The organism is Muribaculum sp. (assembly GCF_029051885.1).
Lineage (GTDB): Bacteria > Bacteroidota > Bacteroidia > Bacteroidales > Muribaculaceae > Muribaculum.
In genome coordinates, this window is sequence record NZ_JAIDKI010000006.1 from 1 (window position 1) to 4,468 (window position 4,468).

5 protein-coding genes are annotated in these 4,468 nt (G+C 48.2%); all 5 read left to right on the top strand.

What is annotated here, in order from left to right; translation table 11 throughout:
* The coding region (gene folP / locus K2I50_RS00330; RefSeq protein WP_526022930.1) for a dihydropteroate synthase at window positions 1–835 on the top strand (835 nt) is incomplete at its 5' end.
* 10 nt (window positions 836–845) lie between these two features.
* Window positions 846–1,628, top strand: a complete 783-nt coding sequence (cdaA, locus tag K2I50_RS00335) for a diadenylate cyclase CdaA (protein ID WP_301024265.1) — start codon at window positions 846–848, stop codon at window positions 1,626–1,628.
* A gap of 156 nt (window positions 1,629–1,784) precedes the next feature.
* A complete protein-coding gene (gene efp / locus K2I50_RS00340; protein WP_068960784.1) occupies window positions 1,785–2,360 on the top strand; it encodes an elongation factor P in 576 nt (191 codons plus the stop codon).
* A gap of 117 nt (window positions 2,361–2,477) precedes the next feature.
* Complete coding sequence (locus K2I50_RS00345; RefSeq protein ID WP_301024266.1) at window positions 2,478–3,674, top strand: FprA family A-type flavoprotein; 1,197 nt, start codon at window positions 2,478–2,480, stop codon at window positions 3,672–3,674.
* 24 nt (window positions 3,675–3,698) lie between these two features.
* Entirely contained in the window at window positions 3,699–4,283 is a 585-nt protein-coding gene (locus tag K2I50_RS00350) for a uracil-DNA glycosylase family protein (RefSeq protein ID WP_301024267.1), read from the top strand.
* Window positions 4,284–4,468 lie beyond the last annotated feature (185 nt).

Here is a 4,468-nt window from a genome sequence, read left to right on the forward strand (position 1 = left end):
CCGCATAGTGGGGTTTGACCGTCCGCATATAATGTGGATAGCCAACGTCCCCCCCGACTCGTTCAATGGCGGTTCGCGTACCGACGACTCTGTATCCGTAGCTCATCGTGTGAAAAAAATGATAGAAGATGGTGCCGACTGGATTGATATTGGTGCCTATTCTTCCCGCCCCGGAGCTTTGGAGGTTACAGCCGAGGAGGAGATACGCCGTCTGCGCGTCGGTATGGAGGCGTTGCGGAAAGTCGATTCCGATATTTTTGTCAGTGTCGATACTTTCCGCGCCGAGGTCGCACGGATAGCGGTGACGGAACTTGGAGCGGATATGATCAATGATATATCAGGCGGTTCTCTTGACCCGGGTATGTTTGCCGTTGTGGCGGAGACCGGAGTGCCATATGTGCTGATGCATATGCGCGGCACTCCCTCCTCGATGCAGACAATGACTGACTATGCCGATGTCACTGCCGATGTTGTAGCCGATTTGCGAGTCAAGTTATCCCGCTTGCGCGCTATGGGCGTGGCTGATGTAGTGATTGACCCGGGCTTTGGATTTGCAAAGACTCTGGAGCAGAACTATACACTCATGCGCGAGCTTGACATGTTTGGTTTGCTCGACTGTCCGTTGCTTGTCGGAGTGTCACGAAAATCGATGATATATCGCCTTACCGGAAAAACTCCGGAGGAATCGCTTTGCGGTACTGTGGCGCTTAATGCCCTTGCGCTTGAACGCGGAGCGGCATTTCTGCGTGTCCACGACGTGGCTGCCGCATATGACACCCGGGCTGTTGTCGCGGCTACCATGAATAATTTTAAACAAGCTATAATACAATCATAATCTATCGGATATGGCACCATTCGGAATAAAGGACGCGCTCGATATAATTATTGTAGCAATGCTTCTGTATTATCTGTATAAGATAATGAAGGAGTCGGGTACAATCAATATATTTTTCGGAGTGCTGGCATTTATCATTGTATGGGTGGTTGCCAGCGAGATATTTGAAATGAGGCTTATCGGTACCATCCTTGATAAGGTGATGTCGATTGGTCTTATAATTCTCGTAATTCTGTTTCAGGATCAGATAAAACGTTTCCTTGTCGAGCTTGGCAATCATAACCGATGGCGTTTCTTGCGCGATATATTCCGCCATCATCGCGGTTCGGCTGTATCTGCTGAGGATGCGCGTCGCTGGGTTATCCCGATTGTATATGCATGCATGTCCATGTCAAAGTCAAAGACCGGTGCACTGATTGTCATCGAACAGTCAATACCTCTGGAACTCTATGAGAAGACCGGCGATATGATAGATGCTGAAATCAACTCGCGCCTTATCGAAAATATATTTTTTAAAAATTCACCCTTGCATGATGGTGCCATGATTATCGCCCACGACCGTATAAAGGCGGCGGGATGCATACTTCCTGTAAGTCATGATACCAATATCCCGCGCTCGATGGGACTGCGCCACCGTTCGGCTCTCGGTATAAGTCAGGCCACTGATGCTGCGGCGGTTGTGGTCAGCGAGGAGACCGGAAGCATATCTTTTGCCCACAGAGGTAAGATTATATCGCGACTTTCATCAACCGACCTTGAAAATCGTCTGTCCCGACTTGTCGCCGACGAGTAAATGGATGTCCGGTAAACTTGCCGCGCACTTCCACTCGATGATTTGATATGGTTAATTTGTGAATTGATGCGGATTTTTGTAAATTTGCGCCGAAATTTACTCCGCATTGTTCGGAAATGTTCATTAGCTTAACAACAAACAGATTACATTATAAATATGGCAACAACAGCAGATTTTAAGAATGGAATGTGCCTCGATATTGATGGCAACTACTTCTTCATCGTTGAATTCCTTCATGTTAAACCCGGCAAGGGCCCGGCTTTCGTTCGTACAAAACTCCGCAATGTAAAGACCGGTCGTATTATCGACAAGACCTGGAACTCAGGCGTAAAGGTTGAGGAAGTGCGTATCGAGCGCCGTCCTTATCAGTTCTCTTATAAGGATGATATGGGCTACCACTTCCTTCACACCGAGACATGGGAGGAGATTATTGTAGCCGGAGAGAGCATCGAAGGCGTTGAGTTCCTCAAGGACGGTGATATTTGCGAGGCTATGGTACATGCCGCATCTGAAACAGTGCTCACATGTGAGATGCCCGCAAACGTTGTGCTTGAAATCACTTATACAGAGCCCGGCATCAAGGGTGATACCGCTACCAACACACTTAAGCCCGCTACTGTGGAGACCGGTGCTGAAGTGCGTGTGCCCCTTTTCTGCGAGGTTGGCGACAAAGTGCGTGTAGACACCCGCAACGGTTCTTATCTTGAACGCGTAGAGCGCGCTAAGGCATAATGAATTAGTTTATAATCGGTGCTGTAAACATCAAAGCCCGGTTAAATGTTATTAGAGTCGGAACGGTCCATGTCATATGGCTGATTCCGACTCTCGTTTATCCATCTAAATCTATTTATGAACTTTAAAGAAATTACCGACGGCATATATTATGTCGGAGTAAACGACCGCACAACAAATCTTTTTGAATCATTGTGGCCGTTGCCGACGGGGGTCACATACAATTCGTATCTTGTGAAAGGCAGTGAGAAACTTGCCCTTATCGACGGAGTCGCTATTGCCGAGTGCGAAAAGCTGCGCGAAAACATAGTTTCCCAGATTGGCGCCAAGGCTCCCGACTATCTCGTCATTAATCATATGGAACCCGACCACTCCGGCGCGTTGAATGTAATCCGCAGTTTCTTCCCGGATATTACTATTGTCGGCAATGCGAAAACCTTGGAAATGGTGAAGGGATTCTATGGTATTACGGATAATGTCATGAAGGTTGCCGATGGCGATTCGCTTGATTTGGGAGGCATGACTCTGACATTCCGTATTACCCCGATGGTACACTGGCCTGAAACAATGATGACATATGTGCCCGAACGCAACACCCTGTTCTCAGGCGATGCTTTTGGCTGTTTCGGTGCTCTTAATGGCGGAATCGTCGACTCCGAGACCGATGTCGAGCCGTTCATCCCTGAAATTTATCGTTATTACTCCAACATAGTTGGCAAATACGGAGTCTTTGTACAGAAAGCCATTGCAAAACTGTCATCTCTGAAACTTGAGTATATCTGCTCTACACATGGCCCTGTGTGGCACGATGAGATTCCAATGGTATCGGGACTGTACGACCGGATGAGCCGCTATGAGGCAGAGGATGGTGTGGTCATAGTATATGGGTCTATGTATGGAAACACTGAATCCATGGCCGAGGTTATCGCTGCACGCCTTGCTGAAAATGGAGTAAGGAAGATTCGCATGCACGACGCATCGCGCTCGCATCTGTCATATATACTTGCCGATATATTCCGCTTCCGTGGGCTTGTTATTGGCGCTCCTACTTATTCAAACACTCTATATCCTCCGGTGGAGGCTCTTGTGCAGGCCATTAAGACTCGTGAGGTGAAAAACCGCATAATATATACATTCGGTTCTTACACATGGGCCCCGCAGGCGGTAAAGCGCATCAATGCATTGCTTGAAGAAGGAAAAAATGTCACCACGGATATTACTTCTGTAGAAGCCCGGCAGGCTCCGGATGCATCGGCGGTAGAAGGCTGTCGTGCGCTGGCCGACGAAATGGCGCGCCGCTTGGCCGAGAATTGATTAGTCACTTAATATATGTGATATATGGACATTGCCGATATGCAGATTGAGCGACATCCGTGGGAGCCATTTATCCCGGATGGGGCGCGTGTGCTGATTATGGGCACATTCCCTCCTGGAAATCACCGGTGGAGCATGGATTTTTATTATCCCAACCGCACCAATGATTTCTGGTACATGATGGGCTTGATTTTCTTTGGCGACCGGAATGCTTTGTATCGGGCTGAACGCAAGTGCTTTGACCTCAACTCCATAAAGAGGCTGCTTGTAGAGAAGCACATAGCACTCAATGACACTGCCCGTGAGGTGCGCCGCCTGAAAGGCAATGCGTCCGATAAATTCCTGGATATTCTTACTCCGGTTCCTCTGTATGAGTTGCTGGGCGCTATGCCAGAGTGTCACACTGTGGTGACTACAGGAGAGAAGGCGGCCGGAGTTGTGGCTGATATAACAGGTACACCGGTCCCCAAGATGGGGGCTATGGTACGTTCTACCGATGGTATCGACATTTGGAGGATGCCATCTACGAGCCGTGCATACCCAATGCGTCTTGAGGCTAAGGCTGCCTATTATGAAAATCTTTTCCGGTCGGTTGGCATATTGCCATAGTGCTGTCTATGAACGCTCCGGGGGCTATGTTTGTTATTGATATGAACGTATGATTAATAACACGTAAACCCGACAAGTTATGTTTGAAGAATTGAAAGACAAGGCTTCCGGCCTTATGGAAAAAGAAAATGTAAAGGAGGTCGTTGAAAAGGCGACTGAGTTTATAAGTAGTGAAAAGGGCAAGG